The organism is Bacillus spizizenii TU-B-10 (assembly GCF_000227465.1).
GTDB classification, from domain to species: Bacteria; Bacillota; Bacilli; order Bacillales; family Bacillaceae; genus Bacillus; species Bacillus spizizenii.
In genome coordinates, this window is record NC_016047.1 from 2,150,841 (window position 1) to 2,169,134 (window position 18,294).

The 18,294-nt window shown below is 36.9% G+C and carries 17 protein-coding genes and 5 pseudogenes; 8 read left to right on the plus strand and 14 right to left on the minus strand.

All coding sequences use genetic code 11. The features are described from left to right. Window positions 1–11 precede the first annotated feature (11 nt). Window positions 12–809 (plus strand): DUF817 domain-containing protein, encoded by a 798-nt coding sequence (locus GYO_RS32405; RefSeq protein WP_014114017.1) that lies wholly within the window; start codon window positions 12–14, stop codon window positions 807–809. 233 nt (window positions 810–1,042) lie between these two features. Here GYO_RS32405 and GYO_RS32410 read toward each other — a convergent pair whose 3' ends face one another. Then, a complete protein-coding gene (locus GYO_RS32410; RefSeq protein WP_014114018.1) occupies window positions 1,043–1,915 on the minus strand; it encodes a LysR family transcriptional regulator in 873 nt (290 codons plus the stop codon). Window positions 1,916–2,015: 100 nt separating this feature from the next. Here GYO_RS32410 and GYO_RS32415 point away from each other — a divergent pair, with 100 nt between their 5' ends. After that, a complete protein-coding gene (locus tag GYO_RS32415; protein ID WP_014114019.1) occupies window positions 2,016–2,894 on the plus strand; it encodes a DMT family transporter in 879 nt (292 codons plus the stop codon). Between the two features lie 317 nt (window positions 2,895–3,211). On the opposite strand, the gene ynzI is transcribed toward GYO_RS32415, so the two are convergent. The 4 genes from ynzI to GYO_RS32440 form a co-directional block, all read right to left on the minus strand. Further along, the gene (ynzI, locus tag GYO_RS32420; protein WP_014114020.1) at window positions 3,212–3,376 is read right to left on the minus strand and encodes a small membrane protein YnzI; all 165 of its coding nucleotides are present in this window, start codon (window positions 3,374–3,376) and stop codon (window positions 3,212–3,214) included. A 437-nt stretch (window positions 3,377–3,813) separates the two neighbouring features. Further along, on the minus strand, window positions 3,814–4,110 hold the full coding sequence (locus GYO_RS32430; RefSeq protein ID WP_041520977.1) for a hypothetical protein: 297 nt from the start codon (window positions 4,108–4,110) through the stop codon (window positions 3,814–3,816). Between the two features lie 329 nt (window positions 4,111–4,439). Continuing rightward, window positions 4,440–5,330: a CPBP family intramembrane glutamic endopeptidase gene (locus GYO_RS32435; RefSeq protein ID WP_014114023.1), complete on the minus strand. Its 891-nt coding sequence runs from the start codon at window positions 5,328–5,330 to the stop codon at window positions 4,440–4,442. Window positions 5,331–5,569: 239 nt separating this feature from the next. After that, the gene (locus GYO_RS32440; protein ID WP_014114024.1) at window positions 5,570–6,199 is read right to left on the minus strand and encodes a type 1 glutamine amidotransferase family protein; all 630 of its coding nucleotides are present in this window, start codon (window positions 6,197–6,199) and stop codon (window positions 5,570–5,572) included. Window positions 6,200–6,539: 340 nt separating this feature from the next. On the opposite strand from GYO_RS32440, the gene bla reads away from it, so the two are divergent. After that, window positions 6,540–7,460, plus strand: coding sequence for a class A beta-lactamase (bla, locus tag GYO_RS32445; RefSeq protein WP_080010084.1), 921 nt, complete (start codon window positions 6,540–6,542; stop codon window positions 7,458–7,460). Window positions 7,461–7,488: 28 nt separating this feature from the next. Here bla and GYO_RS32450 read toward each other — a convergent pair. Beyond that, a pseudogene (locus GYO_RS32450) lies at window positions 7,489–7,922 on the minus strand (SMI1/KNR4 family protein). Between the two features lie 384 nt (window positions 7,923–8,306). Then, a complete protein-coding gene (locus GYO_RS32455) occupies window positions 8,307–8,927 on the minus strand; it encodes a lytic polysaccharide monooxygenase auxiliary activity family 9 protein (protein ID WP_014114028.1) in 621 nt (206 codons plus the stop codon). 715 nt (window positions 8,928–9,642) lie between these two features. On the opposite strand from GYO_RS32455, the gene GYO_RS32460 reads away from it, so the two are divergent. After that, window positions 9,643–10,146 carry a DinB family protein gene (locus GYO_RS32460; RefSeq protein WP_014114030.1) on the plus strand — a complete coding sequence of 168 codons (504 nt, stop codon included), beginning with the start codon at window positions 9,643–9,645 and terminating at the stop codon, window positions 10,144–10,146. Between the two features lie 937 nt (window positions 10,147–11,083). Here GYO_RS32460 and GYO_RS32465 read toward each other — a convergent pair. Together GYO_RS32465 and xynA are read right to left on the minus strand one after the other, a co-directional pair. Continuing rightward, window positions 11,084–11,596 (minus strand): GNAT family N-acetyltransferase, encoded by a 513-nt coding sequence (locus GYO_RS32465; protein ID WP_014114031.1) that lies wholly within the window; start codon window positions 11,594–11,596, stop codon window positions 11,084–11,086. A 104-nt stretch (window positions 11,597–11,700) separates the two neighbouring features. Then, window positions 11,701–12,342, minus strand: coding sequence for an endo-1,4-beta-xylanase XynA (gene xynA / locus GYO_RS32470; protein WP_014114032.1), 642 nt, complete (start codon window positions 12,340–12,342; stop codon window positions 11,701–11,703). Window positions 12,343–12,649: 307 nt separating this feature from the next. Between xynA and GYO_RS43355 the strand changes: the two are divergent. Both GYO_RS43355 and GYO_RS44090 read left to right on the plus strand, forming a co-directional pair. Further along, window positions 12,650–12,849: pseudogene (locus tag GYO_RS43355) on the plus strand (ATP-dependent DNA ligase); the annotation flags it as partial. A gap of 482 nt (window positions 12,850–13,331) precedes the next feature. Continuing rightward, a complete protein-coding gene (locus GYO_RS44090; RefSeq protein WP_014114035.1) occupies window positions 13,332–13,580 on the plus strand; it encodes a hypothetical protein in 249 nt (82 codons plus the stop codon). 35 nt (window positions 13,581–13,615) lie between these two features. Here GYO_RS44090 and GYO_RS44095 read toward each other — a convergent pair. Beyond that, window positions 13,616–13,824 (minus strand): annotated as a pseudogene (locus GYO_RS44095) (DNA polymerase); the annotation flags it as partial. A gap of 115 nt (window positions 13,825–13,939) precedes the next feature. Between GYO_RS44095 and bglS the strand changes: the two are divergent. Further along, on the plus strand, window positions 13,940–14,671 hold the full coding sequence (gene bglS / locus GYO_RS32485) for a beta-glucanase (protein ID WP_014114036.1): 732 nt from the start codon (window positions 13,940–13,942) through the stop codon (window positions 14,669–14,671). Window positions 14,672–14,854: 183 nt separating this feature from the next. Here bglS and GYO_RS43360 read toward each other — a convergent pair. The 4 genes and pseudogenes from GYO_RS43360 to GYO_RS43115 all read right to left on the minus strand — a co-directional run. Then, a pseudogene (locus GYO_RS43360) lies at window positions 14,855–14,965 on the minus strand (DNA polymerase); the annotation flags it as partial. 138 nt (window positions 14,966–15,103) lie between these two features. Further along, window positions 15,104–15,212: pseudogene (locus GYO_RS43725) on the minus strand (hypothetical protein); the annotation flags it as partial. Between the two features lie 275 nt (window positions 15,213–15,487). Then, window positions 15,488–16,723: a cytochrome P450 family protein gene (locus GYO_RS32490; protein ID WP_014114038.1), complete on the minus strand. Its 1,236-nt coding sequence runs from the start codon at window positions 16,721–16,723 to the stop codon at window positions 15,488–15,490. Window positions 16,724–16,855: 132 nt separating this feature from the next. Continuing rightward, entirely contained in the window at window positions 16,856–17,488 is a 633-nt protein-coding gene (locus GYO_RS43115; protein WP_014114039.1) for a GNAT family N-acetyltransferase, read from the minus strand. Between the two features lie 70 nt (window positions 17,489–17,558). On the opposite strand from GYO_RS43115, the gene GYO_RS32505 reads away from it, so the two are divergent. Further along, window positions 17,559–17,927, plus strand: coding sequence for a TetR-like C-terminal domain-containing protein (locus GYO_RS32505; protein WP_052303542.1), 369 nt, complete (start codon window positions 17,559–17,561; stop codon window positions 17,925–17,927). The last annotated feature ends 367 nt before the right edge of the window (window positions 17,928–18,294 follow it).

The window sequence follows — 18,294 nt, forward strand, 5'->3', positions numbered from 1 at the left end:
AGGCACACATCATGAGAGCCTTAAAACAACTCGTTCGTTTTGGTTGGGAACAGGCCCTTTCATGTTTGTTTCCTGTCGTTATTTTTGCCTCTTTGGCTAGTACACAAATCATCCCTCTTCCCTTCTTGCCACGGTATGATTGGCTGCTCATCATCTGTGTTCTCATGCAGTGGTGGATGGTGCGTTCCGGTCTTGAAACACGGGATGAATTAAAAGTGATCACATTGTTCCACCTTATTGGACTTGCTCTTGAACTTTTCAAGGTGCATATGGGCTCCTGGTCTTACCCAGAGGAAGGATATTCCAAAGTTTTCGGGGTGCCTTTGTATAGTGGATTCATGTATGCAAGTGTAGCCAGTTATCTATGTCAGGCGTGGAGGAGACTTAAGGTTGAATTGATTAAGTGGCCGCCGTTTTATGCAGTTGTTCTGCTTGCCGCTGCGATTTATTTGAATTTTTTCACCCACCATTATTCGATTGACATTCGCTGGTGTTTATCTGGACTTGTCATCATTGTCTTTTGGCAAACTTGGGTCATATACGAGGTGAATGGAACTCGTTACCGTATGCCTCTCGCACTTTCTTTTGTGCTCATCGGATTTTTTATATGGATAGCAGAAAATATCGCAACATTTTTTGGGGCCTGGACGTACCCAAATCAAACCGAGGCATGGAGTCTCGTTCATTTAGGAAAGGTGAGTTCATGGCTTTTATTGGTAATTGTTAGCTTTCTTATAGTAGCGACGCTAAAACAAGTTAAGGGACAGAGTCATATAAAGGCAGAGACCGGTGAACCTTTTTTGGGTTGAAGTTACCCCAGCGTACAAAGACCGAATAAAATGAAAAAGCAACGTTCAATTGTTGCTTTTTTCTTTTAACTCTGCCGGTGAATATTCATCTTCCTCTAAGGTTAACCCGCAGAATAATAGTTAGAAATGTCATTTGCCACTAGATCTTTTTACTGCATTCTTCCTTTAATAACATCGATAAAGCTCCCCGACACTTTTTATAGAACGTTCATAAGACTTGAACGATTACGGATTCAGATGACGACTGCTTTCAACACCTTGATAAATTCATGCGCCGCCGGCGTTACATCATCAAATGAATGCGCGATGACGCCAATATCACGGGTGATCCGGGGAAAGATGTCCTTTTTAATCAATTGATGCGGGACAGATGAAAGTGTAAAGTTTGAAATAATGCCTACGCCCAAGTTGTTTTTGACCATATTGATCAAGGTTTCGGCATTTTGCACAGTCAAGTTTTCCTTTAATTCAATGTGATGCTGCTGCAACGTATTTGACATTGCAATTTCATGACCGCCTTTGCAAAAAATAAGGTCATCTTGATATGTGTTGAGGTCGACATGCTTTTCCTGTTTTAATTCGTCATCTTGCGGAGGGATGACTGCCACCATATAGTCGTTGCACAATAGTTGATTGTCAAACGGTTCAAATGGAGATGCTGCGATCCCAATATCAACCGCCCGATCCTCGACCCAACCTTTGATTTGATCAGAGGTCCCCTCGACCAATTCTATGCGGATCAGCGGGTATTTTGCTCTGAATGCCGCAATCGCCTGCGGCATGATATTTGTTGAAACAGCAGGAAATGAACCGATTTTCACCTTCCCGCTTAACAGCTTGTTTTCCCTGTTGGCTACTTGATATATTTTGCTTTCAATCCCCTTCATTTGCCTCGCCAGCAGTAAAATGTCCTTTCCGACGTCAGTCAGCATTAAACCATGATGTTTATCCCTGATCAGCAATTTGAGCTGCAGCGAGCTTTCCAGGTTTTTAATCGCTTTGCTTACCGCCGGCTGAGAGATGAACAATTCTTTTGCCGCTTCTGTAATGTTCAATTTCTCCCCGACTTTTACAAATATGTGAAGATGGTTCATGTTCATAACCATATGGTTATACCCCCGATAATAAAAATGTATTTCAGTTATATACAAATGTAACATATGATTGAAACCAGCACGATATTTAAACAAGAAAGGCGGCTTAATAATGGTAAAAGTCATGCTGGGAATCATTTCTGTCACACTTATCTGGGGCTATACTTGGGTTGCGATGAAAGTAGGAATTCATGACATCCCCCCGCTTTTATTCTCGGCTTTGCGCCTGTTCATCGGAGCGGTTCCTTTATTTCTCATTCTCTTCATTAAAAGAAAAAAACTTTCAATGGGAAAAGAACATATCAAAAGCTATATCTTCATGAGCCTGCTTATGGGTTTGGGCTATATGGGGATCTTAACGTATGGAATGCAGTTTGTCGATTCAGGAAAAACCTCTGTTTTGGTGTATACGATGCCTATATTTGTTACGGTGATCAGCCATTTTACATTAAACGAGAAAATGAATGTGTATAAAACGATCGGGCTGATAAGCGGCTTCTTCGGACTTTTATTTATATTTGGAAAAGAAATGCTGAATGTCGATCAAAGCGCTTTATTTGGAGAACTGTGCGTCCTTGGGGCAGCGCTTAGCTGGGGAATTGCGAATGTGTTTAGCAAGCTTCAATTCAAGCATATCGATATCATTCATATGAATGCCTGGCATCTTCTGATGGGAGCCGTCATGTTGTTGGTGTTTTCCTTTATATTGGAACCGGTTCATTCAGCCGAATGGACATATCAGGCGGTTTGGTCATTGCTGTTTAATGGTTTGCTTTCTACAGGTTTTACATTTGTCGTATGGTTTTGGGTGCTCAATCAAATCGAAGCATCAAAAGCATCCATGGCATTAATGTTCGTTCCCATACTGGCTCTATTCTTTGGATGGCTGCAATTGCACGAACAGATCACCATGAACATTATGATCGGGGCTCTGATGATATGCTGCGGCATTTTTATGAATACATTTACATTTTCACGACAGAAAGTGTAAATTTTTAAAGAAATACTTTTTCCCTTTCGATGTTGGCCTCGTATGACAGGAGACGGCTAGTATGAGAGCGTCTTCTAAGTCCTGACGGCAGTCTATTAAACAATGAAAAAAGCTAATGTCTGAATGTGAGACATTAGCTTTAATGGCTGGCGTTTAGGTTGGTGAGCAGCTACTTGCAGACAGCTTTATTTGCAAAACCTTGTTGCTTTTTATCATATAATTGTACTGTGCTTAAAATCATTTATTTGATTTAAAAAAGTGTCTAATTCGGCAGAATTCAAATAATAATTGCTTATGTATAAAAAGGATTCTTTTATCTAAAAATTCTTAAATACTGAATGAAAGAAAAACATCAAAATAATGATGGCTAGTACAATCACAATCTCAAAAGTATGTGAACTGCCATCTTCTTTTTCTTGCTCAGTCTTCTCCCTCATTTGTTCCCTATATTTTCTTTGTATTTCATCTTTTTTCTTATCCATCTTACTCGACTCCTTTCAAAGTAAAGCCAAGCAATTCTGAATTAGTAAAAATCAACCATCACCTTTCACCTTCATTTTTTTCCATTATTTTTGTGAAAGGCAATTAAAATCACTGTTGCCAATATTGTTAAGATTGATGTCTTTGTTTATTTCTCGTGCATACGGTTTAATGAAATCCACAATAGGTGTCATATCAAAAGGAAAATCAAAGTCCAGCAACTCAGAATTTGATTTATATACCTGTTCTTTAACAAAGAAGTGACAATCTGGTTTCATGTTTAACAGACCATCTATAATAGAAAAGGTATCAGCTGTAAAGTCTTCAAGATATCTTTCTTCAGTGAATGTAATGATAAACCTCACTCTGAATAAAACGATTATTCATTTACTTTTACGCCACAATTCTTCACTACATTCTTAAACAAAAAGCAATCTATTCAGATATAATCCTTAGTGTTTTCTTCTCTCATCTTTTTGTTTAGTTCGAAACCAATTAAGACATTGATAATCGCAGCTGGAAAATATAAAATTCCTGCACCCATAATTCCTATCGCCGTACTTGAACCAACGATAAATGATTGCATTGCTACACTTCTTGCCTTCAAACTAAGTAACACAAGAATTCCTGCTAAAACACCTATAAACCGAGCATTACCCGAAATAAAGAAATCAGATAAGATCCCAAATAATTGTCCAACGATTGATAACAGAATTCCTATAAAGCTGGAAAGCACAACTAGTTTTTTAATGACTTGACACCCCTTTCAAAGCCTTTCATTCAACTACTTAAACCGTTTTTGATATAGATTTTTAAGTATAGAATCCCACGCTACAAACACTTCAGCAATCCACCACTCTCTTTCCGTTCAGTCCAATACCAAATGATCCTAATATCCAATATGGTCGCTATGACAATTGGATTACACATTGTTTAAAAGTTCTGTAAACAGGTATTAAAATGAAAAAACTTTTTTACATGATGTATTCTCATTAGTAAAGGTTAACATTTTCACAGTAAACAATTCTATACTTTTGTGTATAAAACTGCCGTTTCATTCAGATATTAATCATCTTGGCCGTTTCCCTTATTTCTACGCCACCAACGAGCTACTACTGCAGGTATTAGCAGTAGAGTACCGACAATAAGCAACATAAACAAGATTACAAACAGTGCTCCTGTTCCCGGAACAATTTCTTCATAGGTAATAAAGCGTTCATCCCCCTGCAGGACGAAGAACCGAGAATTTTCGAGAAAGGCTAGATGAAAGGCTATAGACGTCCATAAGCTTTTTGTTACAATACGCAGGAGTTGAAGGATGAATCCAAAAAACAACAATAAAACAATATAATCTAATGTGATAGCAGGTGATTCAATTCCTGCTATATATTGCAAACCACTTACAGTTAATGGTGCAAGCACAAATAGGATCGGCTGTAGGAGTAAGGCTATGAAACAATTAAATCTCCTGTTCAGAGCATTGTACACCGTCCCACGAAAAGTTAATTCCTCTGGAAAAGCTTCATAAAAAAAAGCGATCATCATGTTTAAGAGCAATACAGTAACTAAATGGGCAGAGAAGTGAAATTGTGTAACTTTGATCCAGCCCAATAAATGGGCGATAGCGAATCCAGATGCTGATAGAACAATCACATACATTGCGCCCATAATGGCTTTCGGAATGGCTTGCCGCCACCCAGACAGTCCGATAGAGTAGAATGGTCTACTAGAAAACCGCTTAAGAAGAATGTAGAGCAACGGGACAGTAATTAATGTCACTAAACCTGCTTGGATACCTTGCTTCAAAAGCTTGGAAGCTCCCGCTTGGCTAGCCATTGAACCGACTAAAGTAGCAAAAAACAAAGCAAAAACAAACGTTCCCCAGCTGAGCAAGATCGTTGCCAACCATTTTGGATGATTGTTTTGTTTTCCGCTTTGGTTATGATAAGTATTCATTTGGATGCCCCTTTCACATCATTCATATAAGCACTAAACAAGAAAATAAATTGCGCAACTTATTTAAACTTTATTATTACGATACGTTCTAGATGCTGTTATTGTTTCAAATTTCTTCCTTACCCTACTTCAGTTGCGTCGATTTTTTTTAATAAATAGACATAATCCAGCATTCAAGGTTATTTAGACTTTAACAAAAAAATGCCCTTCCAGTTCAAGGGCATTTGGTAACGATTCTATCAATTTATTGTATTCATTAACTCGAAGAAGTATTCAGGTTTATGGGTCTTATTAAGCTTATACCACGAATGCAATGTATCTGGTGCAAATACATCTAGTTTTTTCAGTACTTCCATCGCAAATTCCAGGGGAGCTATTCCTGATGCAGTTACCAAATTTTCATCAGATACTGCAGGTCCCATCTCGTAAAATGTTTCTCCTTTATAAGTAGGACAGACCATTTTCATATACTCTAAATCATTGCTTGTATGCTTTCTAGAATCTAAGTATCCATGATTCGCGAGGCCTAGGGTTGCACCACAAATGGCAGCCACAATCGTGCCAATCTTTAAAGCTTCGCCAACTTTTTTCAAGATCGGTTGATGAATATCTTCTCCCCAAGTATTCCCTCCGGGTAAAATGATAAGATCATTACTCTCAAGAGTACACTCATCAAGCGAAATGTCTGGTTTTATGCTTAGCCCTCCCATCGTCGTAATCATTTCTTTATTAGCTCCTACTGTAACTACTTTTAAAGGTGCAACCTCTTTTTTAAAATATCTCCCTGAATGAAGTTCTGCAATTAAATATCCATATTCCGAGTCTGACATTGTATGAAATACATAAAGATAAACTTTTTTTGTTTGCATCCATAACACTCCAATCACAATTGATAAAGCCCATTAGAATGACTTCGTGCCCATCCTTTAATGCCGTATGGGTGGCAATAGGAACAATTATAAACATCTCATGCTACACCTGCCCTATTATCATTGATGTAACATTTCGCATAATGTTTACCTTTAAATTGGTGTTTTTCTATTTTCTTGTTCCACTCTTTCCCCTTGTTCTCTTAACTTACTAAAAATCAAAAAAAGATGAACGAATAGGTTTTTATTTAAACATCTCATTGGAAATATATCGATTTCACTCCTATTTTTGTGGTATTAATAGAAGGTGAATACAAAATAAATTGAATGAGGAGGCCCGATTCATTTGAAAAATAAAGCGACATTAAAACTTGGAATATGTATTGGACTTTTATGTTTAAGCCTTACTGGTTTCAAACCCTTTTACGGATCAACGCATGCTGAAGCAAAAGGTATAGGAGACACAAAAATGACAAGCTGCATAACGAATAAAAAATTTGTTCAACTTGAGAAAAAATTTGATGCCAGGCTTGGCGTTTATGCAATTGACACAGGTACAAACAATACGATCGCTTACCGTCCGAATGAACGGTTTGCTTACTCATCAACCTATAAAGTTCTAGCCGCAGCTGCTGTCCTGGAGAAAAACTCAATTGAAAAACTTAATGAAGTCATCTACTACAGCAAAGACGATCTTGTTACATATTCTCCAATCACAGAAAAACACGTAGATACAGGTATGAGCCTGAAGGAAATCTCAGAGGCTGCTATCCGTTACAGCGATAATACTGCTGGGAACATATTGTTGCAACAACTTGGCGGCCCTAAAGGTTTCGAAAAGTCACTGAAACAGATTGGGGATCATGTAACCAAGGCAAATCGATTCGAGACGGATCTAAACTCTGCCATTCCTGGAGATATTCGTGACACAAGCACCGCAAAAGCATTAGCAACCGACCTTAAAGCTTTCACTGTGGATAACACTCTCACGACTGATAAGCGCACGATCTTAACTGATTGGATGCGGGGGAACGCTACTGGTGACGAACTGATTCGGGCAGGCGCTCCTATAGGATGGGAAGTCGGCGATAAATCTGGAGCCGGAAGTTACGGAACACGAAACGACATTGCTATCGTTTGGCCGCCTAATAGAGCTCCTATTGTTTTGGCAATCCTATCAAAACGGTTTACGAAAGATGCTAATTATAATAATGCTCTTATCGCTGAGGCTGCAAAAGTCGTCCTTAACGATCTGAAATAGTAGATGAAGACTCCTTTTTGGAGTCTTCTTATTCTGAAACCGGTTTATAATACTCTTGGTTTATTCGGACTCACTTCCCAATATTTCGTATCGTTAGAAGACACTAACATATCAAATATATCTCAAAATTAGAATCTAAGTTAACCGCATCTTCAAAATCATCAATTGAATCGAGGTATAACATATATTCTAATCCATTTCTTGATTTGTGTGTACGTATCTTCCACCATAATAATACCCAATTAAAACGTACCCCTCGGAGAAATCTTGAACTTCATTATATTCAATGATTCCTTCTATACTGAGTATTTCAACCCCTTCAAACATTTCCATCCCATTATGTTGTAACAAAAACTCTTTAAAATCATTAGGAAAAGTAACACCTAACTTCTTTTCTAAATTGCTAATTTCTTTAGGACTTGCTGGATCTTTGAAGTGAATGGTTTTTCCATTAGTATCCATCTTGTTTGATTCCATCAATGAAGCATATACCAATAGACTTTTGGAGTACACTTCTATTAAGGTTAAAAAAAGATCGGCAGATGCACGAATATCTAACCGATCTGCAATAGAATAGCTCCTCTTAGAAGCTTCCAACACCATTTGATTCTGGAACTTCCATACTCAAACACTCTGTGTTCTCCCAGTTCCGTTACATTTTCCTTCGTTGTTACAGTCAACATTTCACTAGCTGGTGATGCCTTACCTGAAACACTAATCGCTTTTACCGTATCGTCATAACTAAGCTATTAAAAACGTATCGTTATACACTGTACCAGATGCGGTGCGAATTTTCTGATTAGCTCTGTATACCTCATATTCTTGTCCATTATTGGAGGTTCGACATCATCGCATTAGGTTTACATCAATTACGTTATAAAAGGCATTAGAGGTATCCGCAACATCCCACACCCCTAGTATGACATGATAACCACTGCGATCAGTTGGTACATAAATCTTATGAGATAGATTAGTATCAGCCTTTGAGCCATCATGATCTACAGTTCCAATTAATTCAAACTCATCTCTTGTTAAAGGTTTGTTTGGATTCCAATCTTTCTTGGTTATATAATAGTGCCACTTTGATGTTGCATGAGGAGCAGTATAGTGCCAAGTAAAGGTGTTTAGACCCCCACGGATGTTTTGTTTTACCCAATGATCTGCAGTCTGCCTGTCTAACCCAAAGTCAATTTGACCCGAGCCTCCATTTGCTGATGCAATTTTCCCATCTGGCGGACCCGCGGACGGAAACCCTTTTGGTCCCTCTACCGATTGAGGATTATCAATTACGGAACCATACTTTTGATTAGCTGCCGTCCAACCAATTATTTGTTTTTCTAATGAACCCATGTACGCTCTACTAGCAGGTTCTTTTATATACCCGTGTGCAGATACATCACCTGCAAATAAAGTAGCACCAACACCTAGAATAGCAGTTAGAACAGCCCCCTTGATAAAACCCTTCATTACTAAATCATTCCTCCCTTTATTGTGAAATTTTTCTCTTTCCTACTATAATAATTCATTACGTGTGAGGTAATCTCCTTCTTTATCATTGAAGGCGTAAAATTTAAAGAATTTCATGCTCTCCAGTTCCTTTGTTCTTCAGCTTTTTGACAAAACCTCCTTGCATACAGCTTTCCATTTTTGCCACAGATACCGAACACTTTATCAATCTCTACCTGATCTTTTGGAAACTCTATAAAACTCATATCATCTGCAGTATTATTTAACCCTGCCGCTCGATATGTGTGGTATTGATTCCTCTACACCAATTTTTAATAAAACACTGCAACTTGAATCAAAAACTGCAGCTGGGTTCTTTACTTGTTATATACTTCCCCTGAATCGTCTTAATTAGAAACAAGGCATTTTCCTCTTTCTCTTTAAAACACTTGTTTTTTTCAGAATCCTTGTAAAAAAGAATCCATTTTGCAATTCAACATCAAGAAAATCTAATTCTTCTTTATTGTCATTTTATTTGGTCTTGATCGCACGTATTCTAAATGTAGCTTTGACATAAAGTCACCGATGTTATTAATAAATTCCCTGACGTTTAAAAGAATGTCGGCGATGCATTTTTCCTTAGATAATGCCTAAAGTTTTGTTCTTTTTAACTAAACTGGGCACTATAATTGAGCTATAGGTTCATAGAAAGAAAACAATTAAAAGGAGGATTTTTGTGTTTCAAACCTTAGACCATTTTTTAAAATCTTGGGAGTTCGAAGCCGATGCAACACAGAAAATACTAAATAGTCTAACTGATGAATCACTTAAACAGGAAATAACTTCACAAAATTGGACTTTAGGCCGTATTGCTTGGCATACTGTCGCTGCCATTCGCATCATTACCTCAAACACAGACTTAACATTTCACGCTCCAGCTGAAGATTATCCTGTTCCTGCTTCGGCTCAGTTTATAGCAGACAGCTATCATCAAGCCAGTAATGCATTTGTACAGGCATTAAAAAACCAATGGACTGACCATACACTTCAAGAACATATCAACTTTATTGGCCAACAATTGCCAAATGGTTCACTTTTGATGTTTTTGATTCAACACCAAAATCACCATCGAGGACAAATGACGGTTCTTATGAGACAAGCAGGATTACCTGTTCCAGGTATTTATGGGCCAGCAAAAGAGGAATGGACAAAATTTGGTTTGGAACCCCCGCAAATGTAATCAAACTTTTTTTATAAAGAAGTTAACCCATTACAATATATAAAAGCATGTTTTGAACAATCTTATTTCAAAGCATGTTCTTTCCTTTTGTTCATTTATCAATATTGTTATAAACATAAATTTAATTAAGTTTTATTCCAAGCTTAGACTAAATAATATTGCCTGAGTGATCGGATTACTAAAAAACACTGATAAGGTGACTATATTCGACTTCTTCCATTTTCGTTGAGAACGGCTTTTCACATTGTTTACACTTTATTTGACCTCACCTTATTTAATCCATATTTTCCACGTCTCTTTTCTGATTAAAATTGTTGTTTTATTGGGATTCTTCATCAAAAAAGCGCTCTGCTTTCTGCTGCAGATGCGCTTCATCTCTCGAAATATGGGTATGGACATATACCATCATTCCAGATTATTTGGACTTAATAACTCTATCTTCTAGTTGCTGAATCTTTCTTAAAAGCTTCTAACTCTCAAATTTTTAAAAACGTAGACGGGTAGACGGTAGCCTCCAATATAGTTACAACATAAGCTAAGAAAATCCTATAACATTGTTCCTCGGGTTTGCATATGGAGGGCTAATTTATTCCTCGAGAGATCCCACAAAGAATGGATCTCCCCTGTATATAACTTTTCTCCGTCATAAGGAATTGAGTAATGGTAAAGTCAAATGTATCTACTAACAATTCAACGCACATAAAAGTTGATCTTAACTAATTGAATCACCCTTAGCTTATTTTTAATATCAATTAAGTAAGTCTCCTGATGGTCAGTTTATTAGATAATTTTCCACCCTCTTTTTTGATGTGTTTATAAATGCTGCTAAAGATTCTATGTTCTAAGTAGGAGGTGATATTTTGTTTGTATCGCCAATGTTGCTACATCCAATAAAGACCTTTTGTTGAAGAGGTAAGATTTAAAAATTTCTATTAGTTCATTTCCACTCTTCCTCTAAAATAGCGTAATAATATTCATCCCACCATTCATTGCCTTTGGGAATACATTTTTTAAAGAAGCCTTCTCTTCTCATACCGATTTTCTCCATAACTCGGTATGATGGAATATTCTCAGGTTGACACGTAGCTATAATCCTATGTAAGTTCATTTCTTTAAATCCATATTCCAAAATAGCTTCTGCTGCTTCAGAAGCATACCCTCTATTTTGATAACTCGGATTAAACACCCACCCAATCTCATACGTATGTTCACCAAAATACTTATAAAAAACAATATGGCCTATAAGAGAACCTTCATCTATTAGTACTACAGGAAATTTTTCAGCGTTATCACCTCTGTTTTTATTTACAAATTCTTTTGCATCTTCTACAGTAAAAACCCCTTCTGGTATATACTTCATAACATTAGCATCTGATGTATACTCATATACAGCTTGCCAATCTTTGAATTCAAATTCACGTATCAATAACCTTTTTGTTGTTATATGCATTAAAGTAACTCCCATCACCGTCGCCTCTTAGTAACTCACAATAACAAAAATTTCTCAAGGAACGATCAGCAGCCCGTTAGCTATCCCTGATTAAAGATGATCTGTTACCACACTGTTACGTTAGAACTTCCACTACTTTGATATCCCTCTGTCGCTAAGACTTGGTAAGACCAATTGCTACCCAGATTCATTCCATGACTCTTCCATGCGTTAACATGATTGCTGAAAGTGATTGTAGCGTTGCTTCCAGTTGGTCTCTTCGACTGACGAACACTCCAGTACTGCGTAAAAGTAGTGCTTGGGCCATCAATGGAAGGTGCGTTATAACGTGTAGTTGTATATATGTCATATGTACCCCCATCACTGTTTACAGTACCTTTATACGTTCCTGTTGGTCTATAAGTACCCCATGAATCCACTACATAATATTCTATGAGAGGTGATCTCGTCCAACCATATAAAGTCAAATATCCATTGCCATTCGGCGCCCAAACTCCGGCATTATAGTTTATTGTCCTAAATGGCGAACCTGTAGTCCAACCTTTACCAACAACGAAATTTCCGGTATTAGACCAATTAACACTGTAATTCCCGCCAGACCCATTGACAGCGTTTACTATTCCGCCCCCATCAGTCCAATTTTGCCAGTAGTCTGTGCTAGCTGCAGAGGCGGTTGCCGAAAACAAGCTAATACTCATTAAAGCTGCCGTTAATCCAACTAAGAAATTCTTTTTAAACTTAAACATATGTTACCTCCTTAATATTTTTTCTGACTTTGACATGAGGTAGCACTCGTATATATTTAAAACATTATTAATTACCGACGTCAAAGCTTTAGATCGTCCCCTTCAATATAATACCATGAATTCATGAGCGAATATTAAGAATAACTGTAATTTAATTACAAATACCTAAAAAATCACATTATAAGTGGTCTTGTTTCACCATAGCCTTATCCTTTTTTCATAGAATCACAATTCTTGTTTCTAAATCTGATGGAGTAATATCTGTAATTAATCCCCATTCGAACCATTTCGTATAAAGGAGATATACATTAGAGATTGTGAAGTCTTTTTAGCTGCTTCAGGCAGTGCTCCTGACTTTGAAGCTGTATGGAACGTTTCATGTCCAGAAAATCTGCTCATAAGATTGTTTACTGCGTCTTTGATGTTATCTACAAAGACGGTCAGTCAATTGCAGCTAGGCCCCTCACTGAGCATAAGACAGTTCTGAACTCACTTGAACTAAATCATCGGTCTGAACTATTTGGATATGGACTACCCTGAAAAAGCGATCCCTCATTTTAAGGATGCTCTAGACAAAGCACGAGAAATCGATATGTCACGATTAATCGGATCATCTCTGTACAACCTTGGCTTATGTTCATTTGCCGAGGAAGCTTATGAAAAGACAGCTGAGTACTTTAAGGAGGGGATTAGAGTATACCAGGATAATGGGTATGAGCACTCAAATCGGTTATTAGACATCAATGTTGACAAAAACCACATTCAAAATGAGGAACAATCAGAAGAAATCTCTTGGTGTGCACACGGGTGTCTTTGTCCAAAAATTTAAACGATGAGATTATGGCCAAAATGTTTGAATTCATTCATGCCTTATATGTAGATAGCGGCAAAGAAAAATTAAATTCGATTCTAAATTATATAGAATTAAAGTCAATGCTTTCAGACGTAGAGGATTTAGCTGCAGCGAAGTATTAATAGAAGACCATAAAGTGGCTGTTGCTTATTATGAGAAAGTGCTTTATGCCCGTAAACAAATTCAGAGAGAGGATTGTCTTTATGAAACTCTTAAGCGTGCATCTGTCTTTATTTTAGCCATTGTTTTAATTGAACTCGTCAGCATTTATTTAACTAACACTCAAAAAGATGTCCAAGATGCTTGTAGAGGACATACAGCCAGTATTGGATACTTTACTGATGGTCATTCATATGAAATGGCTAGTAGAGGCCATACTTCTTGAATATGTATTATCCCCCCTGAAAATTTTGAAAGGGGTTATTTTTCTGATTTATGTCCACCAGTAAGCCCAGCTCTGTGAAGCGCAGTTCCTGCAGGTGTATAAGAAACTATTCTTAGAATCGCTTTCGATCCGTATTTGTTTCTATCCCATCCATTACAAACCCGAGCTTTCTTCTTTCAAATAGGCTTATTTGCTGATTAGAGTCATCTTCAATATTAGACAGAGTGAACTGAATACTTCGTACTTACATGATTCTAGTAAAAAAATTCGTTATTATCATTATTTTGACTGATGTTCCCTTTTAAAAGAATCATGTATGATCGTTAAAGAAAACGATTTCAAAGAAAGGGGATGCCAACATGGCTTATCGTATGAAACGAGTGTTGTTGCTTCTTTTTACTGGATTGTTTATGAGTTTGTCTGCAGTCACTTCTACTGCCTCGGCTCAAACAGGTGGATCGTTTTTTGACCCTTTTAACAGCTATAACTCCGGATTATGGCAAAAAGCAAATGGTTATTCGAATGGAAATATGTTCAACTGCACTTGGCGTGCAAATAACGTATCAATGACGTCATTAGGTGAAATGCGTTTGGCGCTAACAAGTCCATCTTATAACAAGTTTGACTGCGGGGAAAACCGCTCTGTTCAAACATATGGCTATGGACTCTATGAAGTCAGAATGAAACCAGCTAAAAACGCAGGGATCGTTTCATCGTTCTTCACCTACACAGGTCCAACGGATGGAACTCCTTGGGATGAGATTGATATCGAATTTTTAGGAAAAGACACAACAAAGGTTCAATTTAACTATTATACAAATGGTGTAGGAAACCATGAAAAGATTGTGGATCTCGGATTTGATGCAGCCAATGCCTATCATACGTATGCGTTCGATTGGCAGCCAAACTCTATTAAATGGTATGTCGATGGGCAATTAAAACATACTGCGACAAGTCAAATTCCGACAACACCAGGAAAGATCATGATGAACTTGTGGAATGGTACGGGTGTAGATGAATGGCTCGGTTCCTACAATGGTGTAACACCTCTATACGCTCATTACGACTGGGTCCGTTATACAAAAAAATAATGTCTAAGAGCCTGCTACCCTGATATAGCCAGGCTCTTATGATTGTAATGAGAAGTTGTTGGCATTCCCTATAGTGAAACTGAAGAGCAAATTAAAGAAACAATTCTATACTTTTTAAATTTATATGAATTTGTTTCTTAACTAAATGATACAAAAAGCGATTGTATTTTTAGTCGCTTTTTGTTATGACTTATGCCCACCAGTAAGGCCAGCTCTATATAATGCCGTCCCTGCAGGCGTATAAGAAACAGCCCATAATATCGCCTTTGCATCGTACTTATTTCTTATCCCGTCCCCCTGTATAGAAAAGGATGTCTTGAGGTATGCGGATGAAGGATTTTCAAACCAGCACTAAAAAGCCCTTTGAGTCGCTTGAAAGAGGACAACTTTTACATAATTCGTGATCACTTGTTCCTCTGTTGATACCTTACATATATTGCTATCACCCTGGATCTCCTTCCTATAAAGTTTTATTAAATAATGATTGCCATCGCTAATGCATTTGTCAGCTTTGCACTCCCTCGATGATTTTTACCTTCATAAAATGCATCACCCTTGGGTAAGGCTATGTAACAGCTGTTTGTCCAAATGAGGAGAATTTAAATGAGGTTGAAAACAAAAAAACACCGATAGTATGAAACCATTGGTGTTTACAAGACATTTTCACTCCCAGTAAACTTAAATAAATCCTAAACTTTGTTTCTGAAAAGCTCTATCATCTAATATTTTTTTATGTTGATTGCAGCGTTTATAATAATTAATCTTATTGGGGAGTAAAAACGAAATATGTTTGAAAATCACTCGTCCCTCAAAAAATTAAAAACTGAGCGGCAGTTCTTCGAGTGCTCTCATCAGAAAATTCCCTTTCCATTTAATTTGTTCCTTTTCGCCTTTTATCTGTATATTTGGACAGCGGCGTAATAAGGTGGAAATAGCAATCTTTGATTCTAAGCGGGCAAGCTGTGCACCAAGGCAAAAATGGCTGCCATGGCCAAAAGCAATATGGCGGTTGTTCTTTCTTTCAATATCAAATATGTCAGCATTCGAAAATATCTTTTCATCACGGTTTGCTGATGCTAAGGAAATGATGATCACATCTTTCCGTTTAATCTCCTGCCCATGCAGTATAAACGGTTCAGCGGTCCAGCGAATAGTCGTTAACTCAACCGGGCTGTGAAACCGCAATGCTTCTTCTATGGCTGAATTAATCAAGCCCGGCTGTTGGCGGAGCTTTTCTAATTGATCATGGTGACACATCAGAGCATATGTCATATTGGTGATTAAGTTTACGGTTGTTTCATGACCTGCAACGATAAGCAGCATAATCATCGAGTACAATTCTTCTGTACTCAATTGTGTGCCTTCACTTTCCACTTGAATTAATACACTGATTAAATCTCCTGCAGGTTCGCTCCTTTTTATACGAACTAAGTATTCCAGATATTCAACAAATTCTCCTAACAAATGGTCATTCTCCTGAAGTCTTTCAGGGGCATCTGAAAAATCAATAATTGCTTGCGACCAAACTCTGAATCTTTGACGATCTTCTAGGGGAATGCCAAGCATTTCACTTATCACGATAATCGGCAAAGGAAACGCATAATCGTCTACTAGGTTCATGAATTTGTTGGGCTGTACTTTATCCAATAAAGAATCTGCTATATGTTGAATTTTGTCTTCCAATTGCAAAATCATCCGATGAGTAAATGCTTTCTGAACAAGAGTTCGCAGACGATTGTGATCAGGGGGATCTGAATTAAGCATATGCTTTGTTAAAGGCTCTTCATTCTTCAATAGAACAGGACGTTTTTCTTCTTTTGCGGTAATTACATTTTCATAGTTTTTCTTTAATTTTTCATTCTTTAATAAATGTATTGCATCATCATATCTCGATATGAGCCAGCCTTCTCCCAGTTTTCCTAAAGATAATGGGTAGAGTGGGTGTGATTTTCGTGATTCTTTGTAAAAATCATATGCTTCATCTTTAAATGCACTCGAACACAATTGGCTTTCAGTCAAAATGGTTAAACTCTTTTTTTGTTTTGAAGACATGCATTCAACCTCCATCTTCATAAGGGTTATGATAATCTTTACATATAAACAGAACGATTTGTAAAACTATTTCTATTGGTCTCAATTGAAAAATATAAATTTTCGAGTCATTATCTATCACAAAAAAGAAATCTAATTATATGTTTGAAGGACTTTTCTTTTAAAACCCCAATTATAAATTTCATGATCAAATCGCCTGATACGGGATTCACTAAATTCTTCAAAGCCGTTCTTTTGGTAAAATGATCTGTTGAGATCAGTATTGGTGATAAGGGCTAAGACGCCGCCCCCGCTTTTTGAAATAAAAGGTATTAGACAGTCATTGATCATTTTGCTGCCCAAACTCTTTCCCTGATAAGATGGCGAAACTCCTAATACTTCTAAGTACCATGCTGGCTCTTTTAAGGATTTGTAAGATTTTTTAGCCTCATTAGCCACTGTCAACATGTTCAATACTGAAAATCCCCCTATTTTGATTAATTTTATCCCCCCTGCTGCTATATAATCGATCAAGCTAATATCAGGTTTATCACGATGTTGTAATAGAGCAGCAACAACAATTTCACCATTCTGAATACCAACAAAACAGAAATGCTTTTTAAAATATGCTTTTGTTAGTACTTTATGCATTTCAAAAATAAATGAACGATCTTTTTTTCCGCGTTTTACGAGTAAATCCATAAAAGGATATTGCTTGAAAGATTCATGGAATAGCTTTGCCACTTTGTTTAATTCATCAGCTCTTGCTTGTCGAAAAAGAAACATTGATACACCCCCTTTTCCAATAAACATTTTTTGACTCATGAACACATGTTCATTATAATGGTAAGAAAATTTGAGTATCAATCTGCAATTTAGCTGTACATTTCCAAGTGAGGATCCACTGAACATACTGACCTTTATAGAAAAAACTACAGAATACATATATCAAAACGTCGAAATTTTCACATTGTTATCAAAACCAAAAATGAATGTTCTTTCAATCAACAAACTTAAAGAATTTTTTAAAACGAAAATGATTGAGGAATTGAGCATGTTACGACAATCAGCAAAATCAATTACGGAAACTGAGAAATTCGAAACAACATTTATCGTTTCAGGTGTAGCAGGAGTTATAGAGGAATGGATCAAGAACGGCATGGTACAAACACCATCGAGTGTTTCCGGTATCATACAACAATTACTGTTGAAAATCGAAGCATAGAGACAAAAGGGTATATATACTTTTTTACTATCCTTAGTACTTTCTTGCTTTACATGAGACTAATCTGGCTATATTGAAAGAATCCGTTTACTCCACAAAGCATGTTTTTAAAAATTCAAGTAATACGTTTTTAATATTAAAGACAGAGTTAAAAAAGAAGCTGATTAATGTCGATCTGACAATACTCAGCTTCTTTTGTTAACTATATTTTTAATTATTTATTGCCAACCATTAATTTGCATCCAAGTCCAATAAACACTATACCTGAAACTTTATTTAGAATTGAATTTCTTATTATCTTTAAGAGTTTTTGTGGCTAATGTTGAAAAGTATGTTACAAACATGTAACACAGCAACACTATTGTAG